The sequence below is a fragment of the Sphingopyxis indica genome (assembly GCF_900188185.1).
Taxonomy (GTDB): Bacteria; Pseudomonadota; Alphaproteobacteria; order Sphingomonadales; family Sphingomonadaceae; genus Sphingopyxis; species Sphingopyxis indica.
In genome coordinates, this window is sequence record NZ_FZPA01000005.1 from 194,189 (window position 1) to 221,037 (window position 26,849).

Annotated in this window: 25 protein-coding genes; 19 read left to right on the plus strand and 6 right to left on the minus strand. The window is 65.8% G+C overall.

Annotated elements, in window-relative coordinates; translation table 11 throughout:
• The first annotated feature begins 65 nt into the window (after positions 1 to 65).
• The 4 genes from CHB69_RS09190 (at position 66) to CHB69_RS09205 (ending at position 2,410) form a co-directional block, all read left to right on the plus strand.
• The gene (locus tag CHB69_RS09190) at positions 66 to 749 is read left to right on the plus strand and encodes an RluA family pseudouridine synthase (RefSeq protein ID WP_089215705.1); all 684 of its coding nucleotides are present in this window, start codon (positions 66 to 68) and stop codon (positions 747 to 749) included.
• Entirely contained in the window at positions 742 to 1,143 is a 402-nt protein-coding gene (gene arfB, locus CHB69_RS09195) for an alternative ribosome rescue aminoacyl-tRNA hydrolase ArfB (RefSeq protein WP_089215706.1), read from the plus strand. The genes CHB69_RS09190 and arfB overlap by 8 nt, the downstream gene beginning before the upstream one ends.
• 271 nt (positions 1,144 to 1,414) lie before the next feature.
• Positions 1,415 to 1,999 (plus strand): SOS response-associated peptidase family protein, encoded by a 585-nt coding sequence (locus tag CHB69_RS09200; protein WP_170935500.1) that lies wholly within the window; start codon positions 1,415 to 1,417, stop codon positions 1,997 to 1,999.
• A 90-nt stretch (positions 2,000 to 2,089) separates the two neighbouring features.
• Positions 2,090 to 2,410 (plus strand): PilZ domain-containing protein, encoded by a 321-nt coding sequence (locus tag CHB69_RS09205; protein WP_089215708.1) that lies wholly within the window; start codon positions 2,090 to 2,092, stop codon positions 2,408 to 2,410.
• On the opposite strand, the gene CHB69_RS09210 is transcribed toward CHB69_RS09205, so the two are convergent.
• A complete protein-coding gene (locus CHB69_RS09210; protein WP_089215709.1) occupies positions 2,411 to 2,836 on the minus strand; it encodes an EVE domain-containing protein in 426 nt (141 codons plus the stop codon).
• A gap of 152 nt (positions 2,837 to 2,988) precedes the next feature.
• Between CHB69_RS09210 and CHB69_RS09215 the strand changes: the two genes are divergently transcribed.
• Positions 2,989 to 3,918 carry an isopenicillin N synthase family dioxygenase gene (locus CHB69_RS09215; RefSeq protein ID WP_089215710.1) on the plus strand — a complete coding sequence of 310 codons (930 nt, stop codon included), beginning with the start codon at positions 2,989 to 2,991 and terminating at the stop codon, positions 3,916 to 3,918.
• 358 nt (positions 3,919 to 4,276) lie between these two features.
• On the opposite strand, the gene CHB69_RS09220 is transcribed toward CHB69_RS09215, so the two are convergent.
• Positions 4,277 to 5,158, minus strand: a complete 882-nt coding sequence (locus CHB69_RS09220) for a LysR family transcriptional regulator (RefSeq protein ID WP_089215711.1) — start codon at positions 5,156 to 5,158, stop codon at positions 4,277 to 4,279.
• 158 nt (positions 5,159 to 5,316) lie between these two features.
• Between CHB69_RS09220 and CHB69_RS09225 the strand changes: the two genes are divergently transcribed.
• Positions 5,317 to 5,646, plus strand: a complete 330-nt coding sequence (locus tag CHB69_RS09225; protein WP_089215712.1) for a UrcA family protein — start codon at positions 5,317 to 5,319, stop codon at positions 5,644 to 5,646.
• Positions 5,647 to 5,791: 145 nt separating this feature from the next.
• Here CHB69_RS09225 and CHB69_RS09230 read toward each other — a convergent pair whose 3' ends face one another.
• Positions 5,792 to 6,211, minus strand: coding sequence for a winged helix-turn-helix transcriptional regulator (locus CHB69_RS09230; protein ID WP_089215713.1), 420 nt, complete (start codon positions 6,209 to 6,211; stop codon positions 5,792 to 5,794).
• 117 nt (positions 6,212 to 6,328) lie between these two features.
• On the opposite strand from CHB69_RS09230, the gene CHB69_RS09235 reads away from it, so the two are divergent.
• The 4 genes from CHB69_RS09235 (at position 6,329) to CHB69_RS09250 (ending at position 9,847) form a co-directional block, all read left to right on the plus strand.
• Positions 6,329 to 7,072 carry an SDR family oxidoreductase gene (locus CHB69_RS09235; RefSeq protein WP_089215714.1) on the plus strand — a complete coding sequence of 248 codons (744 nt, stop codon included), beginning with the start codon at positions 6,329 to 6,331 and terminating at the stop codon, positions 7,070 to 7,072.
• 145 nt (positions 7,073 to 7,217) lie between these two features.
• Positions 7,218 to 8,447: a dual-specificity RNA methyltransferase RlmN gene (gene rlmN / locus CHB69_RS09240; RefSeq protein ID WP_089215715.1), complete on the plus strand. Its 1,230-nt coding sequence runs from the start codon at positions 7,218 to 7,220 to the stop codon at positions 8,445 to 8,447.
• 205 nt (positions 8,448 to 8,652) lie between these two features.
• The gene (locus CHB69_RS09245) at positions 8,653 to 9,111 is read left to right on the plus strand and encodes a hypothetical protein (protein WP_089215716.1); all 459 of its coding nucleotides are present in this window, start codon (positions 8,653 to 8,655) and stop codon (positions 9,109 to 9,111) included.
• An 88-nt stretch (positions 9,112 to 9,199) separates the two neighbouring features.
• Positions 9,200 to 9,847, plus strand: a complete 648-nt coding sequence (locus tag CHB69_RS09250) for an MOSC domain-containing protein (RefSeq protein WP_089215717.1) — start codon at positions 9,200 to 9,202, stop codon at positions 9,845 to 9,847.
• A gap of 176 nt (positions 9,848 to 10,023) precedes the next feature.
• Here the strand turns inward: CHB69_RS09250 and CHB69_RS09255 are convergent, their stop codons facing one another.
• Positions 10,024 to 11,541 carry an acyl-CoA carboxylase subunit beta gene (locus CHB69_RS09255; RefSeq protein ID WP_089215718.1) on the minus strand — a complete coding sequence of 506 codons (1,518 nt, stop codon included), beginning with the start codon at positions 11,539 to 11,541 and terminating at the stop codon, positions 10,024 to 10,026.
• A 70-nt stretch (positions 11,542 to 11,611) separates the two neighbouring features.
• Between CHB69_RS09255 and CHB69_RS09260 the strand changes: the two genes are divergently transcribed.
• Positions 11,612 to 12,391 carry an SDR family NAD(P)-dependent oxidoreductase gene (locus CHB69_RS09260; protein WP_089215719.1) on the plus strand — a complete coding sequence of 260 codons (780 nt, stop codon included), beginning with the start codon at positions 11,612 to 11,614 and terminating at the stop codon, positions 12,389 to 12,391.
• Between the two features lie 143 nt (positions 12,392 to 12,534).
• Positions 12,535 to 14,133, plus strand: a complete 1,599-nt coding sequence (locus CHB69_RS09265; RefSeq protein ID WP_089215720.1) for a S10 family peptidase — start codon at positions 12,535 to 12,537, stop codon at positions 14,131 to 14,133.
• Positions 14,134 to 14,333: 200 nt separating this feature from the next.
• On the opposite strand, the gene CHB69_RS09270 is transcribed toward CHB69_RS09265, so the two are convergent.
• Positions 14,334 to 15,377 carry a DUF6624 domain-containing protein gene (locus CHB69_RS09270; protein WP_089215721.1) on the minus strand — a complete coding sequence of 348 codons (1,044 nt, stop codon included), beginning with the start codon at positions 15,375 to 15,377 and terminating at the stop codon, positions 14,334 to 14,336.
• A 79-nt stretch (positions 15,378 to 15,456) separates the two neighbouring features.
• Between CHB69_RS09270 and CHB69_RS09275 the strand changes: the two genes are divergently transcribed.
• The gene (locus CHB69_RS09275; protein ID WP_089215722.1) at positions 15,457 to 16,359 is read left to right on the plus strand and encodes a DMT family transporter; all 903 of its coding nucleotides are present in this window, start codon (positions 15,457 to 15,459) and stop codon (positions 16,357 to 16,359) included.
• 183 nt (positions 16,360 to 16,542) lie between these two features.
• On the opposite strand, the gene CHB69_RS09280 is transcribed toward CHB69_RS09275, so the two are convergent.
• The gene (locus CHB69_RS09280; RefSeq protein WP_089215723.1) at positions 16,543 to 17,499 is read right to left on the minus strand and encodes an L-threonylcarbamoyladenylate synthase; all 957 of its coding nucleotides are present in this window, start codon (positions 17,497 to 17,499) and stop codon (positions 16,543 to 16,545) included.
• A gap of 53 nt (positions 17,500 to 17,552) precedes the next feature.
• Here CHB69_RS09280 and CHB69_RS09285 point away from each other — a divergent pair, with 53 nt between their 5' ends.
• The 6 genes from CHB69_RS09285 to CHB69_RS09315 all read left to right on the plus strand — a co-directional run bounded on the left by CHB69_RS09285 (position 17,553) and on the right by CHB69_RS09315 (position 26,676).
• On the plus strand, positions 17,553 to 19,289 hold the full coding sequence (locus CHB69_RS09285; protein WP_089215724.1) for an acyl-CoA dehydrogenase: 1,737 nt from the start codon (positions 17,553 to 17,555) through the stop codon (positions 19,287 to 19,289).
• Between the two features lie 105 nt (positions 19,290 to 19,394).
• Positions 19,395 to 21,689, plus strand: a complete 2,295-nt coding sequence (locus CHB69_RS09290) for an EAL domain-containing protein (RefSeq protein ID WP_245836664.1) — start codon at positions 19,395 to 19,397, stop codon at positions 21,687 to 21,689.
• Between the two features lie 691 nt (positions 21,690 to 22,380).
• The gene (locus tag CHB69_RS09295) at positions 22,381 to 24,330 is read left to right on the plus strand and encodes a ribonucleoside-diphosphate reductase subunit alpha (protein WP_089215726.1); all 1,950 of its coding nucleotides are present in this window, start codon (positions 22,381 to 22,383) and stop codon (positions 24,328 to 24,330) included.
• Between the two features lie 121 nt (positions 24,331 to 24,451).
• The gene (locus CHB69_RS09300) at positions 24,452 to 25,513 is read left to right on the plus strand and encodes a ribonucleotide-diphosphate reductase subunit beta (protein WP_089215727.1); all 1,062 of its coding nucleotides are present in this window, start codon (positions 24,452 to 24,454) and stop codon (positions 25,511 to 25,513) included.
• 115 nt (positions 25,514 to 25,628) lie between these two features.
• Entirely contained in the window at positions 25,629 to 25,859 is a 231-nt protein-coding gene (locus CHB69_RS09305; protein WP_089215728.1) for a hypothetical protein, read from the plus strand.
• A gap of 502 nt (positions 25,860 to 26,361) precedes the next feature.
• The gene (locus tag CHB69_RS09315) at positions 26,362 to 26,676 is read left to right on the plus strand and encodes a GIY-YIG nuclease family protein (protein WP_089215730.1); all 315 of its coding nucleotides are present in this window, start codon (positions 26,362 to 26,364) and stop codon (positions 26,674 to 26,676) included.
• Positions 26,677 to 26,849 lie beyond the last annotated feature (173 nt).

Below are 26,849 nucleotides of genomic sequence, written 5' to 3' on the forward strand. Positions count from 1 at the left end.
CCACCGCTTTTGCGATCCGAGCTTTCCCCTTTCGGTCGGACCGCCGCCGCCCTATAGCGCGCTCCATGCTCCTATCCGACCGCGTCCTGTTCCTCGACGGCGAGGCCCTCGTCATCGACAAACCCGAAGGGTTGCCGGTCGACCCGCCGCGCGACGGCAGCCTCAGCCTCGAAAATCATCTCGACAGCCTGCGCTTCGGCTTCAAGCGCTGGCCGCTTCCTGTCCACCGGCTCGACCGCGATACCTCGGGCTGCCTGCTTCTCGCGCGCAACCCCAAGGCGCACGGCCGCTTCACCCGCGCCTTCGAGGGGCGCGCGGTCGAGAAGCAATATCTCGCGATCCTCGACGGCATCCCCGACGGCGAGCGCGGCACGATCGACCTGCCGCTCGCCAAGGTTTCGACCGCGGAGGCGGGCTGGCGGATGGTCGGCGACGCGAAAGGCAAGCCCTCGGTGTCGCATTGGGAAAAGCTCGCCGTCGCGGACGGCCGCGCGCTGCTTCGTTTCCGTCCCGAGACGGGGCGCACGCACCAGCTGCGCGTCCACGCGCTCGAAGGCCTCGGCTTCGCGATTGCGGGCGATCCGGTCTATGGCGCCGGCACGGGGCGCGATCGCACCCTGCTGCACGCCGAGCGGCTGGTCGTGGACCGTGACGTCAAGCCGCCGATTATCGCCGAGGCGCCCTTCCCCGATCGCTTCGCCGCGCTGGGCTTTGCCGCGCCCGAGGGAGCCGCGCCGACCCGTGGCTGAGATTCCCGAAAGCGCGATCAGCGAACGCTTCCTCGCCGGCTCGGGACCCGGCGGGCAGAATGTCAACAAGGTCGCGACCGCATGCCAGCTGCGCGTCGACGTCTATGCGCTCGGCCTCGCGCCCGATGCCTGGCGGCGGCTGAAGGCGCTTGCGGGAAGCCGGATGACCGCCGACGGCGAACTGATCATCCTCGCGCGGCGTTTCCGCACGCAGGAGGCGAACCGCGCCGATGCGCGCGCGCGCCTTTCCGACCTGATCGACGCTGCGCTCAAGCGCCCCGAGCGGCGCATCAAGACCAGGCCGAGCAAGGCCGCCAAGGCGCGCCGCATCGAGGGCAAGAAGGCGCGCGGATCGGTGAAGGCGATGCGCGGCCGCGTGCGCCCGTCGGACTGATACCAAGCTGCAGAGATCGCAACCTATGAGGACGGCCTTCTGGCGGTTCTCGGCGAGGAGCGCCCGAAGGAGCGATGCGGTGCATCGTGCCGAGGGCGTGACGAAGTCCGGGGGGGCGCCAGAAGACCGCCCGCAGGGTTGCCAGTCCCGTCCGCTGGACGTCGTCGCAGCGTCACGACGATGAACCACATCGCCGCCTCCGCCGCTCCTCGCCAGCAAACGGGACTGACAATCCTCATAGGTTGCGATCTCTGCAGCTTGGTATGACCCCTTGATCCTCTATCGCCTCGACGCCTACGCCGCCGAAATCGCGGCGGTGCTAGGCGCCAAGGCGGGAAAAGACCCATGGCAAGGCGGCTATGTGACGCCCGGCCGCCCGGCGCCGGTCGTCGTCGGCGACGGCCGCCCCGGGTCGCGTCCCGTGCTGCGACCGAAGCTGTGGGGCGTCCCGCCGCCGCCGCGCGGGGATCGGCCGGTAACGAGCGTGCGCAACCTGCAAAGCCCCTTCTGGACCGGCACGCTGCGCCATCCCGAATTGCGCTGCCTGATCCCCGCGACCGCCTTTGCCGGCTGGTCGGGGACTGCCGGCGCCAAGCGGCAGCTTTGGTATTCGCTCGCCGGCGAACATGTCTTCGCCTTCGCCGGCATCCACCGCCAGACCGAGGACTGGCCGAGCTTCGCGGTGCTGACGACCGAGCCCAATTCGCTGGTCGAGCGCCATCAGGGAGCGACGATGCCGGTGATCCTGCACCGCGAGGACCATATCCGCTGGCTCACCGCCGACTGGCGCGACGCGGCGAGCCTCGTCACCCCCTTTCCGAGCCATTTGATGGAAACAGGACCAACGCCGCCTTAACCGGCTTCCTTCACGCTCTGCGTTGATCTTGCGCTAACCACCCGGGCGCTAGTTTCGACCCGAATCGAAACAATATGAAGGCGACCGACCGTGCCGAGCACCGCCCCCACGCTCAATCCCCCCGCCAATGCCCGCCGCGCCCGGCGCGCTTCGGTCGATGGCCGCGTACGCTTTCGCGAAGCCGGGCAGAATCCGTTCGACGCCGAACTTTACGACCTGTCATCGACGGGCTTTCGCATGTTCACCTATTCGCGTCAGGCGATCGGCAAGCGCATCTGGGTCAGCCTGCCGGGGCTGGAACCGCGCGAGGCGATCGTGCGCCGCGCCGAAGGCTGCAGCTATGGCTGCGAATTCGTCGAACCGCTCCACCCGTCGGTGGCGAGCCATTTGCAGGCAAAGCTCGGCGCCTGATCAGTCTTCGGGCTGTTCGGACCTTTTCAGGATATGCTGCCATTCGGCGGCACGCACCGGCGCGACCGACAGGCGCGACTGGCGGATGAGTTCCATATCAGCGAGCCTGGGATCGGCCTTGATCGCCTTCAATGACACCGGATGCGCGAGCGGGCGCACCGGTTCGACGCGCACCACGACCCACGGCGAACCCGCGTCGGCGGTCGGGTCGGGAAAGGCGGTCTCGACGATCCGCATGATGCCGACGCATTCCTTGCCGATATTGCTGTGATAGAAAAGCGCCTCGTCGCCGACCTTCATCGCCTGCATATTCTGCTTGGCGGTGTGGTTGCGCACGCCGTCCCAGATGCCGCTGCCGTCGCGGACGAGGTCGTCCCAGCTATAGGCGTCGGGTTCGGATTTCATCAGCCAATATTGCTTGCCCATGGCGCGGGGCTTAGCCGAGGCAAACGGGTGGGGGAACCGCCTTTTTTCCTTTCGCATGGCCGCCCGAGCGCCTAAATCCCCGTTCATGTCAAAGACGCGCCGCCGGTCCGCCGGCAAGCCGCGCCACAGCCTCAACATTATGGATTAACAGCATGACCGCCGCCGTTCCCGTCATTTCCCTATCGCTGCCCGCCGATCGCTTCGCGCAGGATTTCGGCGCCTCGTTCGAGCGCTTCGGCTTCGCGATGATCACCGACCATGGCATCGACCCGGCGCTGATCGACCGCGCCTGGACGAAGGCGAAGGAATTTTTCGCGCTGCCCGAAGCGGTCAAGCGCGCCTATTTCATCCCCGGCGGCGGCGGCGCGCGCGGCTATACGCCGTTCGGCACCGAGATCGCAAAGGGCGCCAAGGAAGTCGACCTCAAGGAATTCTGGCACGTCGGCCGCGACCTTCCCGCGGGACACCGCCTCGCCGCGCAGCAGCCGAACAATGTCTGGCCGGGCGAAGTCGAGAGCTTTCGCACGACCTTCGAGGCGTTGTTCGCCGAGTTCGACCGCGTCGGCGGCCGGCTGCTTTCGGGTATCGCGCGCTACCTCGGCCTTGCGCCCGATTTCTTCGACGACACGGTGAAGGACGGCAACAGCGTGATGCGCCTGCTCCACTATCCGCCGGTCGAGGCGCCCGCGAAGGGCATTCGCGCCGAAGCGCATGAGGATATCAATACGATCACCCTGCTGCTCGGTGCCGAGGAAGCGGGACTCGAGATTCTCGACAAGGACGGCAGCTGGCTTCCCGTTTCGCCGCCGCCGGGCGCGATGGCGGTCAATGTCGGCGACATGCTGCAACGGCTGACCAACAACCGCCTGCCCTCGACGACGCACCGCGTGCGCAATCCCGACGAGGGCCGCGCCGGCGTCGCGCGCTATTCGATGCCCTTCTTCCTGCATTTCCGCTCGGATTACCGGATCGAGACGCTGGATAGCTGCATCGACGCCGAGCATCCGGACCTTTATCCGGTGCCGATCACCGCCGACGACTATCTGCAGGAGCGGCTGCGCGAGATCGGCCTCAAAAAATAGCCTTCAGGACAGGCGCGCGCGCATCGGTCACGCGTTCCCATGGCCCGCGCATCTCGATGATCGAGCCGAAGACGCCGCTGATCTTGCCGCCGCGACCGCCATCGACGCCGCGGCCCTCGGCTGCGCACGCATCCGCTGAGGCGGTTGCGGAGGCTGGCGCGACACGAACGGGTGGAAGGGTGCCGGCTCGACCGGCAGGGGGCATTCGGCGCCTTATAATGTCGTCATTCCCGCGAAAGCGGGAATCCAGGGCGTGCGTCGGCTAACCCCGCACTGGATTCCCGCTTTCGCGGGAATAACGAAGACGGGAAACGACAACTTTCTCCCCCAAAACCGCCTTCTCTCCCCCGTGCCATCCCTAAGCCCGCGCCAGCCGCGTCAGCGCATTCGCAAGGAAATCGAGCACCGCCCGCACGCGCGGCACGTGGCGCAGGCGTTCGTGGGTGAGCAGCCAGACGCCGGTGGTGTCCTCATTCTTCGGCGGGATGCAGCGGATGAGGTCGCTTTCGCGGTCGGCGATGAAGGCGGGCAGGACCGACAGTCCCATCCCCGCGCGCACGCCCGATAGCAGGCCCGACGCCGTGTCATATTGCATCACCACCGCATCCTCGAGCGCATATTGGCGCAGCCACGCCCGATAGGGTTCCCAGACGTGGCCGCCGCCGCCGATGAAGGGATGCGCGGCGAGTTCCTCGCGGCTGTGCGGGATGCCGTGCAGATCGGCGTAGTCGCGGCTGCAATAGAGCGTCCAGCCATTGTCGGCGATGCGCCGCCCGACCAGGCCGGCGCCCGACGGCTGCTTGCTGCTGCGGATCGCGATGTCGGCGGCGCCCGCGGCGAGGTCGCGCGACTCGTCCGACGTGTCGAGCTGGATATGGATTTCGGGATGCGCGGCGCGCAGGTCGCGCAGAATCGGCGGCAGGATGGTGACCGCGAAGATTTCCATCGTCGTGACGCTGACCGTGCCGCCGGTATCGCGCGAGCGCGCGCCCGCGGCCTCGCCGAAGCGGTCGGCGGCCTCGCGCACCGCGAGCGCATGGCCGAGCATCGCCTCCCCCACCGGGGTCAGCGCATAGCCCGCCTGCCGCCGCTCGAACAGGGCGAGCCCGGTCGCCTCTTCAAGCGCCGCGATGCGCCGCGCGACCGTCGTCTGGCTGACGCGCAGCGCCTGCGCCGCCGCAAGCGTGCTGCCGCTTTCGGCTACGGCAAGAAAGGATCTGAGGTCGTTCCAGTCGAACATGGCGCCCCCTGCTTGTGCGCGATAACCGCTGCCGCCGCATTCTGCAATTTCGCAGAATGAGTGCGCAACATCGTTGCTCCCGCCGGCGCGCGCGAACGCCTAATTTGCTCCTGCCGGCTTCCTCCCCTCCTCAACCAGCCGGACGAAGGAGATTTGAGATGCAAAAGCTTCCGATCCTCGCCGCCCTGACCGCCCTTGCGCTGGGCCAGCCTGCCCTCGCCCAGGATGCGCCCCCCACCCGAACGGCGGTCGTCGACCATCGCGACCTCGACCTTTCTACCGACAAGGGCGCGCGCGCACTCGACCGCCGGATCTGGCGCGCGGTCGTCGAGGTCTGCGGCACTGCGCCCGACTACGACCTCGAAGGCAAGAATCAGGTTCGCGAATGTCGCCGCGACACCCGCCGCCTCGCGGCGGCCGACGCCGAACTGGCGATCGCCGAGGCGAAGCAGGGCCAGCCGATCCGGGTGACGACGCGCGCGAAGTGACGCGGCAACACTTCGGCCTGCTCCTTGTCGAACAAGGCGCTCAGAAAATCCGTGTGTCCCCGCGAAGGCGGGGACCCATCTCCGGCCGGTTCTAGATGAAACGAACGGGAGATGGGCTCCCGCCTCCGCGGGAGCACACGGCTTATTAAATCACCGATGATGACTTGCTACCCTCCCCCCGCGCGTCGAACGCGGCGCGCGCGCCCTCGACCTCGCACAGATGCGCCTCGGCCCAGTGCCACACCCCGCAAAAGGCTTCGCCGAGGCTGCGGCCGAGGTCGGTCAGGCAATATTCGACCTTGGGCGGCACGACCGCGAACACCTGTCGGTGGACGAGCCCGTCGCGTTCCATCGCGCGCAAAGTCTGGGTCAGCATCTTCTGGCTGATACCGGGAACGAGCCGCGCGAGCTCGGTGAAGCGGCACGTCCCATGATCTTCCAGTTCCTCGAGCACGAGCAGCGTCCATTTGTCGGCGACGCGGCCGATCAGTTCGTTCACCAGCATCTCGACGCGCGGATCGACGGGCGGGTGCGGATCGAACGATATTTTTTCGGCTTGCGGCATGGCGGATTATCCAATTCTCACTTTTCGGTAACTATGGCACTTTCGGGTGCCTTCTTTCCTTTGGAGAGTATAGGCATAAATAGGCGTCCTCCCCAACCCCGAAACGGAGGAACCACCATGAAAACCACAGGCAACACCATCCTCGTCTCCGGCGGCGGCTCGGGCATCGGGCTCGCGCTCGCGCAGCGCTGGCACGACGCGGGCAATGCCGTGATCGTCACCGGCCGCAACGCCGCGAAGCTCGAGGCCGCGGTCGCGGGCCGCGAGAATATGCACGCGATGACGCTCGACGTCACCGACGCGGACGCCATCGCCGCCTTCGCCAAGGACATCGTGGCGCGCTTCCCGGCGCTTAACATCCTCGTCAACAACGCCGGGGTGATGATGTATGAGGCGGTCGGCAGCGAGCGCGACCTTTCCGACGCCGAGGCGACCGTGATCACCAACCTGCTCGGCCCGATCCGGCTGACCGATGCGCTGATCGACCATCTCGCGACGCAGGATGACAGCGCGATCGTCAACGTCACTTCGGGCCTCGCCTTCGTGCCGCTGCCCAAGGCGCCGACCTATTCGGCGACCAAGGCGGCGCTGCACAGCTATACGCAGGCGCTGCGCGTCCAATTGGAAGGCAGGGTCGAGGTGATCGAACTCGCCCCGCCCGCGGTGCGCACCGAACTGACCCCGGGGCAGTCGACGCGCGAGGGCTATATGCCGCTCGACGATTATGCCGACGAGGTGATGGACCTGTTCGCGCAGGAGCCGACGCCGCCCGAGATCCTCGTGCAGAATGTGCTGCCGCTGCGCAACGCCGAGGCCGAGGGCATGGTGGCCGAACGGCTGGCGTTCCTGAACAATCTATAACCCCCGCTGATCGTCATTGCGAACGGAGTGAAGCAATCCAGAGTCACCCGCGCCGCCCTGGATTGCTTCGTCGCTACGCTCCTCGCAATGACGACAGCAGCGAGAATTGCGCTTTCCCTCCAACCTCCCTATATGGCCGCCCATCATGCAGATCCCCGGCCATATCGACCCGGTCACGACGGGCACCGTCCCCTTGCGCGGGGGCAATCGCGTCGACCTCGTCGGCCTGACGCGCGAGGGCGTGCGCGCCGCGCTCGAGGAAGCCGGGCTCGACGCGAAGGCGGCGAAGCTGCGCGCGAAGCAGATCTGGCACTGGATCTATCATCGCGGGGTCACCGATTTCGACGCGATGACCGACATTGCAAAGGCGATGCGCCCCTGGCTCACCGAGCGCTTCATCGTCGGCCGCCCGACGGTGCGCGAGGCGCAGCTGTCGAACGACGGCACGCGCAAATGGCTGCTCGCCGCCGCCGACGGCCAGGAATATGAGATGGTGTTCATCCCCGACGCCGACCGCGGCACGCTCTGCGTGTCGAGCCAGGTCGGCTGCACCTTGAACTGCCGTTTCTGCCACACCGGCACGATGCGGCTCGTGCGCAACCTGACCGCGGGCGAGATCGTCGGGCAGGTGCTGCTCGCGCGCGACGCGCTCGGCGAATGGCCGAAAGGCAATATGGCGGGCGGCGATCAGGACGACGACGAGGCAGGCCACTACACCGCCGACGGCCGGATGCTCACCAACATCGTGATGATGGGCATGGGCGAGCCGCTGTATAATTTCGACGAGGTCAAGGGCGCGCTGAAGATCGTGATGGACGGCGACGGCCTGGCGCTGTCGAAACGCCGCATCACCCTGTCGACGAGCGGCGTCGTGCCGATGATGGCGCGCGCGGGCGAGGAGATCGGGGTCAACCTCGCGGTCTCGCTCCATGCGGTCAGCAAGGAAATTCGCGACGAGATCGTGCCGCTCAACCGCAAATATGGCATCGAGGAACTGCTCGAGGCCTGCGCCGCCTATCCCGGCGCGAACAATGCGCGGCGCATCACCTTCGAATATGTGATGCTGAAGGACAAGAATGACAGCGACGCTGACGCGCGCGAACTGGTGCGGCTGATCAAGCAGTATCGCCTCCCTGCGAAGGTCAATCTGATCCCCTTCAACCCCTGGCCCGGCGCGCCCTATGAATGCTCGTCGCCCGAGCGGGTGCGCGCGTTCAGCAATCTGATTTTCGAGGCCGGGATCTCCGCCCCCGTCCGCACCCCGCGCGGCCGCGACATCATGGCCGCCTGCGGCCAGCTCAAGAGCGCCGCGACGAGGCCGAGCCGCGCCGAACTCGACCGCATCGCCGCCGAAAAACAGGCCGCGCTCGGCTGAGTTCCCTTCCTGTTGGCTTCCTTTTCTCGCTGAAAAGCGGGCCGAAGAGGCATGTCCATTCTGTACCGTGTTGTAAAAATAACACAGGTAAGAAAATTGTCATAATCTGAACGATGCGTTCATTGCAGCGACAGCCGCGAAGCCCATCTAGGGCGCGGGCCACGACCCAAAGGGCGCGGTCCTGACTAGAATGAAGGAACATACAATGAAAAAATTCGCAGTTGCAGCCGCTCTCCTCTCGGCCGTCGTTGCCGTCCCCGCCATGGCCGCCGACGGCGGCGAGGTTCGCGCCGAAGTGCGCGGCGGGTACATCACCGGCTCGGGCCTCGACGACGCCACCATCGGTGCCGCCGCCGGCTATGACTTCGACCTCGGTTCGACCGCCTTTGCGGGCGCCGAAATCGCGGGCGACAAGGTGCTGAAGGACGGCTTCGACGTCCAGTTCTCGGCCGGCGGCCGCGTCGGCGCCAAGGTCGGCACCGCGGGCAAGGCCTATGTCACCGGCGGTTACACCTTTACCGACATCGACGATCCCTATGCCGGCGTCGGCTATCAGCACAAGCTGGGCCAGAACATGTACGCCAAGGCCGAATATCGCCACCAGTTCATCGGCAACTTCAGCGATTTCGACACCTTTGCGGTCGGCCTGGGCGTTGCTTTCTGATCCGTTCGGAAAGCCACGAAACGAGGAAGGGGCGGCCCCGCGGGGTCGCCCCTTTTCTTTTGGGGCGACGCACGGCACGACAGCGGGCATGACCTACCGCATCGACTCGGTCCTCACCGGCAAGGCGCACGTCTTCGGCGCGCGTGGCGAGCCGAGCGCGATCGCCAAGACGCCCGCGACCGGCCCGCGCGCCGTCACCTTCCTCGGCATTGCGGGGGACGAGCAGGCCGACCTGTCGGTCCACGGCGGCCCCGACAAGGCGATCCACCATTATCCGCGCGACCATTATGCCTTCTGGGACGACGCGCTCGGCGGCCATGCGCTGCTCGCATCGCCGGGCGCCTTCGGCGAGAATATCTCGACCTCGGGCCTCGTCGAGGATGCGGCGTGCATCGGCGACCGCTACCGGCTCGGCAGCGCGCTCGTCGAGGTCAGCCAGGGGCGCCAGCCGTGCTGGAAGCTCGGCCACCGCTTCGGCATCGCGACCGTCCCCGCAACCGTCGTCAGGACGCGGCGCAGCGGCTGGTATTACCGTGTCCTCGAAGAGGGTGCGGTCGCGGCGGGCGACGCTCTGGCACTCGTCGAACGCCCGCTCCCCGGCTGGCCGGTCGAGCGCGCCTTTCGCCTGCTGATCGCGGGCGGCGGCAAGCGCGAGCCCGCGGCGCTCGCCGAGCTGGCCGCGATGGAGGTGCTGGCGACGAGCTGGCGCGAGCGCGCGACGAAGCTGCTCGGTTAGTATCTATCCTGATTCTCCGGATCGGAACCCGTTCGTCCTGAGGAGGGGCTGAGCTTGTCGAAGCCCCGTCTCGAAGGACCAGATGCCACGCATGGTCCTTCGAGACGCCATTTCGACGGGGCTCAATGGCTCCTCAGGACGAACGGGGCTTTGAATCGGCATGAACAGGACAGACCCTACCCAAGCACCCGCCACGCCAGCTCTGCAAACTCGCACAGCAATGGCCGCGTATCGCGCGGGTCGATGATGTCCTCGACCCCGAATTTCTCCGCGGTGCGAAAGGGCGAGCGGACGCGGTTCAGCCGCTCGCGGATCGCCTCCAGATGCGCCGCCGGATCCTCGGCGGCTTCGAGCTCGCTCTTGTAGGCGACCTCGACCCCGCCCTCGATCGGCAGGCTGCCCCAGTCGCCCGACGGCCAGGCGAAGCGATACTGGAAGCGTTCGGCGTTCGACATCGCGCTGCCCGCGATGCCATAGGCGCGGCGCACGACGACCGACGCCAGCGGCACGCTCGCGCGGTAGATCGCGTTCATCGCCTGCACGCCATAGCGGATCGTCCCCGTCCGCTCGGCCTCGCCGCCGATCATGAAGCCGGGATTGTCGACGAGGTGGACGATCGGCAGGCGGAACTGGTCGGCGAGCTTGACGAAGCGTTCGGCCTTCTCGCTCGTCTTCGCGTCCCACGACCCGCCGAGATAGGAGGGGTCGCTCGCGAGCACCGCGACCGGCCAGCCGTCGAGCCGGGCAAAGGCGGTGATCACTGCGCGGCCCCAGCGCGCGCCCATTTCGAAGACGCTGCCCTGGTCGAACACCGCCTCGGCAATGCGCCGCATCGAATAGACCCGCTTCGCCTCGCGCGGGACGATGGACAACAAGGCCTCTTCGCGCCGGCCGACGGGATCGTCGGACGCGATGCGCGCGGCGCGCTCATGGATCGACGAGGGCAGATAGGACAGGAAGCGCCGCGCCGCCGCGAACGCCTCGGCCTCGCTCGCCACCTCGTCGTCGACGACGCCGTTGCGCGTATGCACGTCGGTGCCGCCGAGTTCCTCGCGGTCCAATGTATCGCCGATCGCCGCGGCGACCGCCGGCCCCGCCGCGAAAAGCTGCGACAGCCCGCGCACCATTACGCTGTAATGGCTCGCGACGACGCGCGCCGCGCCGAGCCCCGCGGTCGGGCCGAGCGCGAGCGCGACCACCGGCACCGTGTCGAGATTGGCGATGATCTGGTCCCAGCCCGGAACGTGCGGGATATAGGTATAGCCCATATCCTCGAGTGTCTTGACCGACCCGCCGCCGCCGGTGCCGTCGATCATGCGGATCAGCGGCAGGCGATATTCGTGCGCCATCGCTTCGCACTGGATGAATTTGCGGTGCAGCGCCGCATCGGCCGCACCGCCGCGCACGGTGAAATCGTCGGCCGAGGCGACCACCGGCCGCCCGTCGATATTCGCGCGCCCGAAGATGAAATTGCTTGGCGCAAGGTCTTCCAGCTCGCCATCGGGGCCGTAGGTGCCCCGCCCCGCGATCTTGCCGATCTCGCGAAAACTCCCCGGATCGACGATCGCCGCGAGCCGCGCCCGCGCGTCCATCTTGCCGCGCCCATGCTGGCGCGCGACCTTTTCCGCACCGCCCATCTTCTCGGCCATCGCCCGCCGTGCGGCGAGTTCGTCCACTTCCTTTTTCCAGCTCATGGCGGTGAAGCTAGCTTACGTTGACGGAAACGTCATGCCATAATCGCCGAAACCGAAGGGAGAGAGACACATGGTCGAAATGAACCTTGCGGGCCGCACGGCGCTCGTCACCGGCGCCTCGCGCGGGATCGGGCGCGGCATCGCGCTCGCGCTGGCAAAGGCGGGCGCCGACGTCGCGGTCAACTATACGCGCGACGAGGCGGCGGCGGGCGAGACCGTCGCCGCGATCCGGGCGCTCGGCCGCAAGGCCAAAGCCTATCGCGCGTCGGTCGCCGACGAGGAAGCGAGCGCCGCGATGGTCGCCGGAATCGAGGCCGATTTGGGTCCGCTGTCGATCCTGGTCAACAATGCCGGCATCGCGAGCCGCGGCACGCCGGTCGCCGATACCGACGCCGCCGAAGTCGAGAAATTGCTCGGCGTTCACGCGGTCGGCGCGCACCGCCTGTCGCGCCTCTGCCTGCCCCAGCTCCGCCGGCACGACCGCAGCGACATCGTCATCATCTCCAGCGTCGCGACGCTGCACAATGCCGCGAACGGCGCGCCCTATAATATGGCGAAAGCGGCCGCCGAAGCGCTCGCGCTCACGCTGGCCAAGGAAGAGCTGAAGCATGGCGTCCGGGTCAACATCGTCTCGCCGTCGCTCACCGTCAGCGACATGGGCGAGCGGCTCGCGCGGGCGGTGACGGGCAACGACGATATCCACCACCTCGACGCCAAATTCCCCTTCGGCCGCGTGCCCGACCCCGACGACGTCGCCGCGGCGGTGCTGTGGTTCGTGTCGGACGCCAACCCCTATTGCTCGGGGCAGAAACTCAATATCGACGGTGCGGGAATGGCATCGTTCCGATAGTCCATCACGTCATTGCGAGGAGCCGAAGGCGACGCGGCAATCCCCAGTCATCGGCCTTGCGCAAGGTCGATAGCGTGAGATTGCTTCGTCACTGCGTTCCTCGCAATGACGCAATTCAAACGACCGGCCACTAAGGATTCGACATGAAAGCCATTACCGCCGCCGCCCTCGCGCTCGCCCTCGCCGGCTGTGCGACGGCGCAGTCGCACGAGCCGCAAGGCGCCGCCGACACCGCCGCTCCCAGCGGCCCGATGTTCACCCCCACCGCGATCGAAAGCCGCGGTTCGGTGACCGTCGGCGGGGTCGCGATCCCCTATCGCGCGGTCGCGGGAACGCTGGTCGTCCATCCCGCGGGCTGGGACGACAGCGTGCCCATCGACCGCAAGCGCGACGAAGATGCGGCGGACGATGTCCCCGACAGCGAAGCCTCGATGTTCTACACCGCCTATTTCAAGGAGGGGGCGCCCGCCGCCAGCCGGCCGATCACCTTCCTGTTCAACGGCGGCCCCGGTTCGCCGACCTTGTGGCTCCACATGGGCGCCTTTGGCCCGGTGCGCGTCGAGACCCCCGACCTCGCGCACGGCAGCGCGCCCTATCGCACCGTCGCCAACGATCAGAGCCTGCTCGACGTCTCCGACCTCGTCTTCGTCGATGCGCCGGGCACCGGCTTCAGCCGCGTCGCGGGCGAGGACAAGGCGAAGGCGTGGTATGGCGTCGATCAGGATATTCACGCCTTCACCGTCTTCGTGCGCGACTTCCTGTCGAAATACGGCCGCTGGACCTCGCCCAAATATCTCTATGGCGAAAGCTATGGGACGATGCGCGCCGCCGGGATGACGCTCGCGCTGCAACGGCAGGACATCGACCTCAATGGCGTGATCCTGCTCTCCGACATCTTGAACTGGGACCTGATCCCCGACGATCCCCAGGTCAATCCGGGGGTCGACCTGCCTTATATCGTGTCGCTGCCGAGCTATGCCGCGACCGCCTGGTATCACAAGCGCGCGGGCGCCGGGCGCGAGCTCGAACCCTTTCTGAAAGAGGTCGAGGCTTTCGCGACCGGCGACTATGCGCTCGCGCTGCTCAAGGGAAATAATCTATCCGATAAAGAGCGACAGGCGATCGCGGCGAAGCTCCACGGCTACACCGGCCTTCCGGTCGACTATCTGCTCAAGACGAACCTGCGTATCGAATATGGCGCGCTGCAAAAGGAACTGCTCGCGGACCAAGGGCTCACCACCGGCACGCTCGACACGCGCTTCACCGGCGCGACGCTCGACCCGCTCTCGAAGATCGCGTCGAACGACCCGCAGGGCAGCGCGATCGGCGCCGCCTATACCGCGGCGTTCAACGATTATGTCCGCACCGCGCTCGGCTATGGCGCGGGCACGCATTATGAAGGCGGGCTCGATGTCTATGGCAGCTGGGATTACAAGCACCAACCACCCGGCGCCGCCCGTCCGCTGATCGCCCTCCCCAACGTCCTCCCCGACCTCGCGGTCGCGATGAAGCAGAATCCGAAGATGAAATTGCTCGTCACCGGCGGCTATTTCGACATCTCGACCCCCTATTTCGCCGGCTGGTACGAACTCCAGCACCTGCCCGTGCCCAAGGAGCTGCAGGCGAACATCGCCTACAAATATTATCCCGCCGGCCATATGATCTATGTCAACCCGGCCCTCCTGACCGAGATGCACAGCGACGTTGCAGATTTCATCCGGCGTACGGATGGGATTGATTGATCGCGTTCGCGCTCCCCGTCCCATCGGCAGCATTGGGGTGGGGAGCGGCCGCTTGTGAACCCCGGCGAAAGCCGGGGCCCAGCGCTGAAATACGCAAGGTCGGCCTTGGAACTCTGGACCCCGGCTTTCGCCGGGGATCATCCAAGATGCGCGAATAATCTTTTCGTCATCCCGGACTTGATCCGGGATCCCGCTTTTCCTCAATCACCGCCGCACGCTCCGAATGTCTCGTCCATGCTCTTGCGATAGTCGGCCAGCGGACCCAGCTCCATTTCGGTGCGTGCCGCGTCGATCAGTACCGGATCGTCCTGCGCCATCGGGAGGAGCGGCCGCACGGCATGTCCCGCTTCGCACGCGCCGAACTGTGTCGCATAGCGCTGTTTCCCCGTCAGCTTCAGCATGACGCGGTCGTAGAGATAGGCATAGTCGGACTTGCTTGCCTCGCCGGTCTTGGCGAGCGGTTCCATCAACCGTAGCGCCTCGACCTGCAAAGCCGGGTCCTCGTCGGCATGCTGCGCGAGCAGCCACGCGGCATGCGACGCCTCCTTCCCGACCGCCGAGATCGTCGGCCAGCCCTTTTCGGCGATATAGCCACGCAACATTTTCCTATTCCTGCGGTCCTCGGTCGCGATCATCGCCCAGGTCAAATAGTCGAAAAGCGGCCTCAGTTCCGCCGGCAGGCGCGGATCGCCTTCTTCGGCGCCCCACGACAGCATATGCCGGGCCAACTGCTCGCGGAAGGTTGCGCCGATCAGCGTCCGTGCATCCTCGGATTTGGGCGGCTCCACCGCGGAAACGGCGATGCTCAATCCCATCCGCCCTCCCCGCACGGCAAAATTCCACAGTTGGCGCGCTTCCGCGAGCCGCGCCGGAAGCGCCGCTCGCTCGATTTCGGACGCGACATCAAGGTTGGCGGCCGCAGACACTGCGCGGCACAATGCGTCGCCATAAGGACCCGGCGGCAGCATCTCCGCCTCGGCGTCGATCGCCGCAAGTGCCGCTTTCGCCTTCACTGTCGCCGCCGCAAAACAAGCCTTGTCATAAGCCTTGATCGAATCCCACGCCGCGCGCGCGGTACTTCCCTCGTCTGCGAAGCGGCCCGCCATCCAGCCGAAATCGCCCGGATCGAATGCCCCATCCGTCACATAGGGTTTCAGCGCATCGGGCGGCGGCGTCTGCGCCGATGCTGCAGCCGGAATCGAAGCGCCGATGAATAGTGCCAGCCAAAGTCCCCGCAGCGCCATAAAAGCCAAGCTAGCAGCTTCACCCCGCACGGCAAGCGGGGCGCTGTCAGCCCCCTGAATCTCGGCTAAAGCCCTCCCCATGCGCCCCGATTCGGCTTCCCCCGTCATCCCCTTTCTCGTCGCGTGCGGCGGGATTGCGACCTTTTCGATGATGGACGTGCTGATGAAGGGGCTGTCGATCGAGATCGGCGCCTATAACGCCGTGCTCTGGCGCACCGGAGCGGGCGCGCTGCTCAGCGGGGCGATTTATGCCTGCGCGCGGCCGCGCTGGCCCGACCGCGCGGCGATGCGTATCCATGCGGTGCGGTCGCTGTTCGTCGCGGGGATGGCGATCGCCTTTTTCTGGGCGCTCGCGCGGCTGCCGATGGCGGAGGCGATCGCGCTCGCCTTCGTCGCGCCGCTGATGACGCTCTATATGGCCGCGCTGTTTTTGGGCGAGAAGATCGGACCGCGCTCGGTCGCCGCCTCGCTACTCGGGCTGCTCGGCGTGGTCGTGATCGTCGCGGGCAAGCTCGGACGCGGCACCTATGCGCCCGAGGCGCTGTGGGCGGTCGGCGCGGTGTTCCTTTCGGCGGTCTTCTACGCCATCAACCTGATCCTCGCGCGGCGGCAGGCGAAGATGGCCGAACCGCTCGAGATCGCCTTTTATCAGAACGCCTTCGTCGCCGCGATCCTCGCGCTCGGCGCGCCGTGGTTTCTCGCGGTTCCCGATGCCGCCCACGCGCCGCACATCGCGGGCGCCGCCGCGCTCGCGACGCTGTCGCTGCTGCTTTTGAGCTGGGCCTATGCCCGCGCCGAGGCGCAGATCCTCGCGACCACCGAATATACCGGCTTTCTGTGGGCGATGATGTTCGGGTGGTATTTCTATGCCGAGCCGGTGACGCTGCCGACGATCGCCGGCGCGCTGCTGATCGTCGCGGCGTGCCTGATCGTCGCGCGCAAGACCCCGCAGCTCGACCCGGTCGAGCCGGCGGCGGCCTGAAAGATTATCTCACACAAAGGCACAAAGGCACGAAGATAAATCCTATCTTCGTTCGTGCTGAGCTTGTCGAAGCACCGTATTTTTGCGACGTCGAAAGACAGAACGGCCCTTCGACAAGCTCAGGGCGAACGGAGGAAAACCACTTTTTCTTCGTGCCTTAGTGCCTTTGTGTGAGCCAAAAATTCACACCGCCGCGCGCGCCAGCCGGTCGTTGATCGCCGCGCCCAGCCCCGCGGCAGGAATCGCCGCCACCGCGATCCGCGGCTTCGCGCTCGCCGCCCCCGCGTGGAGCGCGTCGAACAGATGCGCCGCGGCTTCGGTCAGATCGCCCGCCGCGCTCAGATTATAGTCGCCCGCCAATCCGCCAAAGCCGATCCCGAACTCGTCGTCCGCGAAGTCCGCCGCGCCGAGCCGCACCGGCTTGCCCGGCGCATAGTGGCTCGCGAGCATCCCCGGCGCCACGACTCCCGCCCCCGCGACCCCCGCCACCGGCAGCCCCGACGCCGCGCCCAGCATCGCCGCGGTGACCGGCCCCGGCCGCAGCACCTCGACCGCGCCGTCCGTCACGCGCGCGATCGTCGATTCGACCCCCGCGCTCGTCGCACCGTCGTCGATCACCAGCGCGATCCGGCCGGCGAGGCTCGCAAGCACATGCGCCGCCTTCGTCGGGCTCACCCGCCCGCTCGCATTGGCGCTCGGCGCGGCGAGCGGCGCGCCGCTCGCGGCGAGCAGCGCCTGCATCGCGCGGTGCCCCGGCACCCTGAGGGCAATCGTGCCCAGCCCCGCGGTCGCGACGCTCGCCACCGGACAATCCGCGCGGCGCGGCACCACCAGCGTCAGCGGCCCCGGCCAGAAACGCGCCGCAAGCGCCCGCTCCGCCGCCCCGAACACGCCAAGCGCCTCGGCCGCCGCAAGGTCCGGCACATGCACGATCAGCGGGTTGAAATCGGGCCGCCCCTTCGCGGCATAGATGCGCGCGACCGCTTCGGCACTCCGCGCATCGGCGGCGAGGCCATAGACCGTCTCGGTCGGCACCGCGACCGGCTGGCCCGCCGCGACCAATTCCGCAGCGCGCGCGATCGCCGCGTCCGCAAAAGGGACCACCTCGGTTGTCGCAGTCTCGTTTTGACGCTCGGCCATGCCGCGCTATAGCGCCGGGCGCAACGGAATCACCCCCAAAAGCGGGAAACCCCATGACCTATACGGCGCCCACCACCGAACAGCTCTTCGTTCTTCAGCATATCGCGCGCATCGACGCGATGGCAGAGCATGAGCGCTTTGCCGCCGCGACCCCCGACATGGTCGAGGCGATCGTCACCGGCATCGGCGATTTCGCCGCCGAGGTCTATGCGCCGCTGAACCGCGTCGGCGACACGAACAATCCGAAATGGGACGACGGCAAGGTCATCATGCCCCCCGGCTTCAAGGAGGCTTACCGGCAGTTCGTCGAGGCGGGCTGGGGCAGCATCGACGGCCCCGGCGCCTATGGCGGGCAGGACCTGCCCTTCACCCTCGCGACCGTGGTGATCGAAGCACTCGGCAGCGCCAATATGGGCTTTTCGCTCTGCAACATCCTGACCCCCGGCGCGATCCACGCGCTGATGGCCTATGGCACCGAGCAGCAACGCGCGACCTGGTTGCCCAAGCTGACCACCGGCGAATGGAACGGCACGATGAACCTGACCGAGCCCGCCGCGGGCAGCGACGTCGGCGCGCTGCGCTCGACCGCCGAAAAGGTGACCGAAGGCGAGCACGCGGGCCTCTACCGGATCAAGGGGCAAAAGATCTTCATCACTTTCGGCGAGCATGACCTCACCGACAATATCGTCCACCTCGTCCTCGCGCGCACCCCCGGCGCGCCCGAAGGGACGCGCGGCATCTCGCTGTTCCTCGTCCCCAAATACCGCCTCGATGCGGACGGGCGGCCGACGATTTCCAACGGCGTGCGCTGCGCCTCGATCGAGCATAAGCTCGGAATCCACGGCTCGCCGACCGCGGTGATGATCTATGGCGAGGAAGAGGAGTGCCTCGGCGAGATCGTCGGCGAGGAAATGGGCGGGATGCGCGCGATGTTCGTGATGATGAACAACGCCCGCCTGATGATCGGCTGTCAGGGCATCCAGATCGGCGAGCGCGCGACACAGCAGGCGCAGCGCTTCGCCGCCGAGCGCCTCCAGTCGGCGCTCGCCGGATCGCCCGATCGCACTCCGGTGACGATCGACAAGCATCCCGACGTGCGCCGGATGCTGTGGCGGATGCGCGCGCAGACCGAGGCGGCGCGCGCGCTCGTCTATTATGCCGCGGCGCAGGTCGATTTCGGCAAGCTGGGCGACGAGGCCGCGGCGATGCGCGCCGAAATCCTGACCCCGCTGGCGAAGGCGCACGCGACCGACATCGGCTGCGAGGTCGCGAGCCTGGGCATCCAGGTCCATGGCGGCATGGGCTTCATCGAGGAAACCGGCGCCGCGCAGCATTATCGCGACGCGCGCATCGCGCCGATCTACGAAGGCACCAACGGCATCCAGGCCGCCGACCTGGTGGGCCGCAAGCTCGGCATGGCGGGCGGCGACCTGATCCGCGGGCTGATCGACGACATCGCTTATGGTGCCGGCGACGATTTCCCCGAACTGTCGCAGCTCGCCGAGGCGTGCCGCGCGGTCACCGACTGGATGGCAAAGGCGCCGCTGCCCGACCGGCTCGCGGGCAGCTACCCCTATCTCACCATGCTCGCGACCGCGACGTGCGGCTGGCTGATGGCGCTCCAGCATCGCGGCGCAAAGGCGGCGCTCGAGGAAGGCGCGGGCGACACCGCCTTCCTCGAGGCGAAGATCGCCTCGACGCGCTTCTATCTGCAACAGATCGTCCCGGCGGCGGCGGGCCTCGCTCCAGCGGCGCTCGCAGGCAACGCGGCGCTCCCCGAAATCGCCTGAATCGCGCGGAAAAGCGCGCGGTCCGCGCCACGCATCGCACGCATAATTAACGCGATGCTAACCATCGGCAACTAATCCGATCCGGCAATTGCTGGAGAAGCGCGCGTGCCGCTTGTGAACAACCGGATGATCATCAGCTGGCGCACCTTCCTGTTGTCGCTGCTGCTCGGCATCGCCGCGGCGACATCGTCCATCGCCGAGCCGATCGACCGCATCATCGAATCGGCGATCGGCTGGACCGCGTGGCGGCCGGTATCGGGCGATATTGTCATGGTCGGACTCGACGACCAGACGCTCGCCAGCGTTCGCGACGGACGCTTCTCACGCGCTGACCACGCCCGCGTGATCAATGCAATCAACAAAGCCGGCGCACGCCGCTTGGTGGTCGATTTCTACTATCAAGAGCAAGAGGGCAATGAAGGGACCCCCGCACTCGCTTCCGCCGTTCGCGCCATGGGGAATCGCATCATTCTTGCCGTATCCACGAAGACGGTGCCCGGAACCGAACGTCTGCTCTCGATTTTTCCGGACCCGAAGGTCAAAGGCCCCAAGTCCCGGCTTGCCAGCATAGCCTGGCAATATCAGATCTGGCAGGTCTGGAATGTCCCGGTGATGTTCGAGGCCAACGGACGCCTGCTGCCGAGCGTTGCCGCGGTATTGGCAAACAAGCGCGCGGATCGGCCGTCCCAGTTCCGCCTCGATTTTACCTATAAGCTTTCCTCGATCACCGAATATAGCGCGCTCGACGTCATCAATGGCAAGATCGGAGCGAGGGAACTAGCGGGCAAGGATGTCATTTTCGGCGGCACCGCTTCGACGCTTCCCGATCAGCATTATCTGCCCGGGCATGATCTCGTACCCGGCGCGTTCATCCATCTGATCGCTGCGGAGGCCCTCAAACGCGGCGATCCGGTGAACGTCGGCTGGGTTCCGGCGATGGCGATCGCCGTGATCGCCATGTTGCTCGCCTTGCTCACGCCCGTGAAACGATACTTCAACTGGTTCGCACTCGGCTTCGCGACGGTGCTTGTCGCCGCGAAAATCTTGCTCAGCGCGTCGCTGGTGACCACCTCGATCGGCGCCGCCCTGATGTTCGTCGCCGCCATCGGTGCGAACGTTTCGCGCAAGCGTCGCCGCTTTTCGGCCCAGCGTGAAAACCCTGTCTCGGGCCTTCCCAATTTCGAGGCTTTGCGCGGTCAGGCTCCCTTCGGCAGCGCGACGGTCATCGCCGCGAAGCTCGTCAATTTCGAAGATCTTGCCGCCTTCCTGCCCGGCGAGGGCAGTCAGCAGCTGATCGACCAGGTCGCGCGCCGCCTGACGCTCGCGTGCCACGGGACGCAGCTCCATCACGATCTCGACGGTACGTTCGCCTGGCTCGTTCCCTATTATCAGCACAGCCAGATCGAGGGGCATCTCGCCGGCCTCGCGGCGCTGTTCAACGCCCCGCTGACGATCGGCGAGCTCAAGATCGACGTCGCGATCGCCTTCGGTGTCAACGACGAGTTCGAAGGATCGAATGCGCAGCGGCTTGCCGCCGCGCTGGTTGCCGCCGAAAAGTCGATCCGCACGCGCGCGCTGTGGACCAAATATACGCCGCGGCAAAAGGACGATGCCGGCTGGCAGCTCAGCTTTCACTCGCAGCTCGAGGATGCGCTCGCCGGCGGCGACATCTGGGTCGCCTTCCAGCCGCAATATCAGATCGCGACCGGCCGCCTCGTCGGCGTCGAGGCGCTTGCGCGCTGGACGCACCCGACGCGCGGGCCGATCCCGCCCGACGAATTCATCGTCCAGGCCGAAAAGAGCCAGGACATCTATCGCCTGACCCTGTTCGTGATGGATCAGGCGATCCGCTCGGCGGCGCAGCTGCGCGACCGCGGCCTCGCGATCAACATGTCGGTCAACCTGTCGGCGGCGCTGCTCGATCACAATGATCTCGTCGGCACGATCCGCGTGATGCTCACCGCGCATCATCTGCCGGCCGAATGGCTGACGATCGAAATCACCGAAACCGCGCAGATCGAAAACAGCCGTCAAGCGCGCCAGACGCTCGCGCAGCTCCGCCGCGCCGGTATCCGCCTGTCGATCGACGATTATGGCACCGGCCAGTCGAACCTCGAATATCTGACCGAGGTCGAGGCCGACGAGATCAAGATCGACAAGCGCTTCGTGATGACGATGCGCGATTCGCAGCGCAACTTCGAAGTGGTTAAATCGACGATCGATCTGGCCCACCGCCTCGGTGCCGTCGCGGTCGCCGAAGGCATCGAAGATGCCCCGACGATGGCGCTGCTCGAGCAGCTCGGCTGCGACGTCGGCCAAGGTTATCACCTTGGGAAACCGCAGCTTTTCTCCGACCTCGCGGCCAGCCTCCTGACCTCCTCGCATAGCCGCAGCGCATAACTGCCATTTTGGTAGCGTCTTGTTAAGGTTAAGACTCGCTTTACCTTAATTATTAAGGTATATGCGCCGTTAACTGTCCTCCTTCGACAGTGCGCATCAGGAGACAAGCAATGGGCTGGTTTTGGAAGTTTCTGGGCGGCGGCGGCACCGGTGGCGGTGGGCTTCCGGCCTAAGTCCCTCAAGGGTTAGATGAAGGGCCTCGGCATCGCCGGGGCCCTTTTTCGTTGCGCGGCTCAAGACGCGCCCTCCCCACACAAGATATGGGGATCGCCACCCCGCGCGATCACGCGCACCCGAAAATTTTTTGCATGGCGGACGGCTCCGCGCCTCCCCCGCCGACAGCCGCGGAAAGCCTTGCGTCCGTCCGGCGAAGCGCCCTTCATGCGCGACGAAACGAATCGGAATAGCGACGAGTCGAGTCCCCGATCTGTCATTTACCGTCTTGCATCGACGCGCCGACGTGGCACTATAGGTGGTGGGTCAGCCGAAGGGGGCACCCCAAGCATTAGTATTTGGCCGGAAATGGCGGAATTCCGTCGCCCATCGCATATGGGCTGCGGAAAGACCCTTTCGCGCCCAAAAAAAGTCCCACGCGGGGGGCGGAAAATGTTAGGTTGGGGCTTCGCCCTACGAGTCGAACAAGACGGGAACATCTCGCGCGGCGGCGCGCGGCAGGAAACGGGGTGAAGCAATGGATTTTCGGGAAACGGACCGGGTGGAGACGAACGACGTGGCGACGATGGAACTGGCGAAGAACGACGCGCCCGAAGCGACCGAATCGAAAAGCGATTCGAGCCGCGACGCGGCCAAGCCGAACGACGGCGGCGAGCCGAAGGTTCACGCGCGCCGGTTCGCGGTCGAAACCGACGAAAGCCGCGACGCGCTGCTTACCGATTTCGGCAAGGAAACGCTGAAGGATCGCTATCTCCTCCCCGGCGAATCCTATCAGGATCTCTTCGCGCGCGTCGCCTCGGCCTATGCCGACGATGCCGAACATGCGCAGCGGCTCTACGACTATATCTCGAAGCTCTGGTTCATGCCCGCGACCCCCGTGCTGTCGAACGGCGGCACCGGGCGCGGCCTGCCGATCAGCTGCTATCTCAACAGCGTCGACGACAGCCTCGAGGGCATCGTCGGCACCTGGAACGAGAATGTCTGGCTCGCGAGCCGCGGCGGCGGCATCGGCACCTATTGGGGCGCGGTGCGCGGCATCGGCGAGCCCGTCGGCCTCAACGGCAAGACGAGCGGCATCATCCCCTTCGTCCGCGTGATGGACAGCCTGACCCTCGCGATCAGCCAGGGCTCGCTGCGCCGCGGCTCGGCCGCCTGCTACCTCGACATCTCGCACCCCGAGATCGAGGAGTTTCTCGAGGTGCGCAAGCCGTCGGGCGACTTCAACCGCAAGGCGCTCAACCTCCACCACGGCGTGCTGCTCACCGACGAGTTCATGGAGGCCGTCCGCGACGGCGCCGAGTTCAACCTGCGCAGCCCCAAGGACCAGAGCGTGCGCGGCACCGTCGACGCGCGCAGCCTGTTCCAGAAGCTCGTCGAGACGCGCCTCGCGACCGGCGAGCCCTATATCATCTTCATCGACCAGGTGAACCGCATGATGCCCAAGCATCACCGCGACCTGGGGCTCAAGGTCACGACCTCGAACCTGTGCAGCGAAATCACCCTCCCCACCGGCCGCGACCATCTCGGCAATGATCGCACCGCGGTCTGCTGTCTCTCCTCGCTCAACCTCGAAACCTGGGACGAATGGAACGGCGACAAGCGGTTCATCGAGGACGTCATGCGCATGCTCGACAATGTGCTTCAGGACTATATCGACCGCGCCCCGCCCGAAATGGCGCGCGCCAAATATTCGGCGAGCCGCGAGCGCAGCGTCGGCCTCGGCGTGATGGGCTTCCACAGCTTCTTGCAGGCGCGCGGCCTGCCGTTCGAGGGCGCGATGGCGAAATCGTCGAACCTGCGCGTCTTCAAGCATATCCGCAGCCAGGTCGATCAGGCGTCGATGCTGCTCGCCAAGGAGCGCGGCCCCTGCCCCGACGCCGCCGATCAGGGGGTGATGGAGCGCTTCAGCTGCAAGATGGCGATCGCCCCCACCGCGTCGATCAGCATCATCTGCGGCGGCACCAGCGCGTGCATCGAGCCGATCCCGGCGAATATCTATACCCACAAGACGCTGTCGGGCAGCTTCGTGGTCAAGAACCCGCACCTCGAGGCGCTGCTCGTCGACAAGGCGAAGAACAGCGACAGCATCTGGAACTCGATCCTCGAAAAGGGCGGCAGCGTCCAGCACCTCGACTTTCTGACGCAGGACGAAAAGGACTGCTTCAAGACGAGCTTCGAGATCGACCAGCGCTGGCTGCTCGAACTCGCCGCCGACCGCACCCCCTATATCGACCAGGCCGCGTCGCTGAACCTGTTCATCCCGGCCGATGTCGAGAAGTGGGACCTGCTCATGCTCCACTATCGCGCGTGGGAACTCGGCATCAAATCGCTCTATTATCTCCGCTCGAAATCGGTCCAGCGCGCCGGCTTCGCGGGCGGGGTCGAGGCCGACAACACGCCCGAGGCGGCAAAGTTCGAACTCGCCGCGGGGAGCACCGACTATGACGAGTGTCTGGCCTGCCAGTGACCCGTCGCCACTCCCTCGTCACCCCGGACTTGATCCGGGGTCCACGCGAAGGAGCGCAACCCATCGATGGATTCCGGCTTTCGCCGGAATGACGAACAAGATTTGACCCGAGGATAGACCGATGCCTTTGTTGGAAGCCCGCAAGACCTACAAGCCCTTCGAATATCCCTGGGCCTATGATTTCTGGAAGCGCCAGCAGCAGATCCACTGGATGCCCGAGGAAGTGCCGCTGGGCGAGGATTGCCGCGACTGGGCGCAGAAGATCAGCGACCACGAGCGCAACCTCCTGACGCAGATTTTCCGCTTCTTCACCCAGGCCGACGTCGAGGTGCAGGATTGCTACCACGACAAATATGGCCGCGTGTTCAAGCCGACCGAGATCAAGATGATGCTGACCGCGTTCAGCAACATGGAAACCGTCCACATCGCCGCTTACTCGCACCTGCTCGACACGATCGGCATGCCCGAGAGCGAATATGGCATGTTCCTCGAATATGACGAGATGCGCGCGAAGCACGACTATCTCGGCACCTTCGGCGTCGACAGCGACGAGGATATCGCGCGCACGCTCGCGATGTTCGGCGGCTTTACCGAGGGGCTTCAGCTGTTCGCCAGCTTCGCGATGCTGATGAACTTCCCGCGCTTCAACAAGATGAAGGGCATGGGCCAGATCGTCAGCTGGTCGGTGCGCGACGAAAGCCTGCACTGCGAAGGCATCACGCGCCTCTTCCACGCCTTCGTCAAGGAACGCGACTGCCTGACCAAGGCGGTGAAGGAAGACATCATCGACTGCTGCCAGAAAACCGTGCGGCTCGAGGATGCGTTCATCGACCTCGCCTTCGAGCAAGGCCCGGTCCCCGGCATGACGCCCAAGGAGATCAAGCGCTACATCCGCTACATCGCCGACTGGCGCCTCGGGCAATTGGGCTTCCAGCCGATCTACATGATCGACGAGCACCCCCTCCCCTGGCTCGCCCCGCTCCTCAACGGCGTCGAGCACGCCAACTTCTTCGAAACGCGCGCGACCGAATATTCGAAGGCCGCGACGCGCGGCGACTGGAACAGCGTGTGGACCAGCTTCGACAACCGCAAGAAGGCCAAAGCCAACGACGACCCGGCCGCCGCCCCCGAAGGCGACGAGGGCGAAGACATGTTCGCCAAGGCAGGGATTGCCGCGGAGTAACAACCCAAACCCCCTCCCCTTCAGGGGAGGGGCAGCGAAGCTTGCCAGCTTGCTGGCTTAGCGAAGCGGGGTGGGCCACACGGCCCGAAACGATGATCGAAAAGAGAAGTCGCAAATGACCGAAAAGAAAAAGCTAAAACTCCTGATCCTCAGCCAGCCGCAACGCGCCTGCCTCGAAGGCCTGTCAAACCGCCGCCCCCAACTCCCCACCGACCCCATCCGCGACGACCTCGTCGAACTCGGCCTGGTCGCGCAACAGGGCGCGAAATGGACGCTGACCCCGACGGGCAAGAAAGTGCTTGCGGCGGGGTCGAACCGGCGGAACAAGGGCGGGTTTTCGGTTTAGAGTGAACTGTCGCGCTAGACGCAATAATGTTCCTCATTGACTCACTTTTTGATCCATATATGTTCCTGTTATTGGATCATGGGAGTCGAGTCGATGCCGGACTACTATGTTAACAATCGAGCGCAAGGGAATGGGGACCACGAGGTGCACATTCCTAGCTGCACCTATTTCCCGAGCGACAAAACTTATCTCGGAAATTTCTCTTCATGCCACCCTGCCATCGTGATCGCGAAAGCTTATTATTCGCAATCCAATGGGTGCGCCTTTTGTTGCCCGGCTTGTCATACTTCTTAGAAAAGGAAACGAACAAGCTACGGTGACAGGTGCAACAATACCCAATTCCTCTTGGTCACCCGGTCGCCTGGATGCCGGATCAAGTCCGGCATGACGAATGGTGCGAGGCGGTTTGGCATGACGAGGCGGGGAGACGCATCCGCTTTGGCACCTATCCTCGTCACCCCGGACTTGATCCGGGGTCCATCGCCGCCTTAGCCTCCAGCCCATGCACCGCGACTTTCAGCCATGCGCCTATATCATGGCGAGCGCGCGGCACGGGACGCTCTATACCGGCGTCACCTCGCATCTGATCCAGCGGGTCGTCCAGCATCGCGAGGGCACATTCGACGGTTTCACCAAGCGCTACGGCGTCAAAGGCCTCGTCTGGTTCGAACTCTCCGGGACGATGGAACTCGCCATCGCGCGCGAAAAGCAGCTCAAGAACTGGCAGCGCCGGTGGAAGATCGAGTTGATCGAGGCAGCGAACCCGGAGTGGCGCGATCTGGCGGAGGAATTGGGGTTGCCGCCGCTGGGCGGGTGACGCCTGCCCTCCGCACCTCCCCCTCATTCGTCATGCCGGACTTGATCCGGCATCCATCGCAGCGTCGGTGTCGTGGACCCCCCTGAGTTCACAAACGAAGTGCAACACCTCAAGCAGGTGGTGCCATGTCGAGATACCGTCATTTATCGCTTGAGGAGCGCTGTTCGATTGCC